This window comes from Actinocorallia lasiicapitis (genome assembly GCF_054778695.1).
Genome location: NZ_BAAGZI010000789.1, coordinates 1 through 992 on the forward strand (window position 1 = coordinate 1; position 992 = coordinate 992).

The following is a 992-nucleotide window of genomic DNA, read 5'->3' on the forward strand; positions in this document are numbered from 1 at the left end:
CCTGGAACCCGCCGACCAGGCCGCGGCGCTCGTCGAGGTGGTGCGCGGCCAGGCCGCGGCCGTGCTCCAGCATGATGGCGCTGACGCGATCGACCCCGACCTGGCCTTCCGCGACCTCGGTTTCGACTCGCTCACCGCGGTCGAACTGCGCAACCGGCTCGCCAAAGCGACGGGCCTGACCCTCCCCGCCACCCTCGTCTTCGACCACCCCTCGCCCGCCGTGCTGGCGCGGGAACTGCTCGCGGAGCTGTCCGGCGGCGTCCAGGGCCGGGCCGAGACCGTCGCCACGGCGGCCGACGACGACCCCGTCGTGATCGTCGGAATGGCGTGCCGGCTGCCGGGCGGCGTCACCTCCCCTGACGACCTGTGGCGGCTCCTCACCGAAGGCGGCGACGGCATCGCCGGATTCCCGACCGACCGCGGCTGGAACACCGAACGCCTCTACGACCCCGAACCGGGCACCCCCGGCCGCAGCTACGTGCGGGACGGCGGTTTCCTCTACGACGCGGCCGGGTTCGACGCCGGGTTCTTCGGGATCAGCCCGCGTGAAGCCCACGACATGGATCCCCAGCAGCGGCTGCTGCTGGAAGCCGGCTGGGAGGCCCTGGAACGGGCCGGGATCGACCCGGCCACCCTCAAGGGCAGCCCGACCGGTGTGTTCGCCGGAGTCATGTACCACGACTATCCGGGCGACAACAGCGGCAGCGTCGTCTCCGGCCGGATCGCCTACACCCTCGGCCTGGAGGGGCCGGCCGTCACCATCGACACCGCCTGCTCCTCCTCCCTGGTCGCCCTGCACCTGGCCGCCCAGTCGCTGCGGTCCGGCGAGTGCACGCTCGCGCTGGCCGGCGGGGTGACCGTGATGGCCACGCCGGAGAGCTTCATCGAGTTCAGCCGTCAGCGCGGGCTGGCCGCCGACGGCAGCGCCAAAGCCTTCGCCGCCGCCGCCGACGGCACCGGCTGGGGCGAGGGCGTCGGCGTGCTGCTGCTGG

At 73.6% G+C, this 992-nt stretch carries 1 protein-coding gene; it reads left to right on the forward strand.

From position 1 onward, the window contains the following. Nucleotides 1–992: acyl carrier protein (locus ACYVE7_RS34635; RefSeq protein ID WP_460370863.1), on the forward strand; the 992-nt coding region annotated here is incomplete at both ends.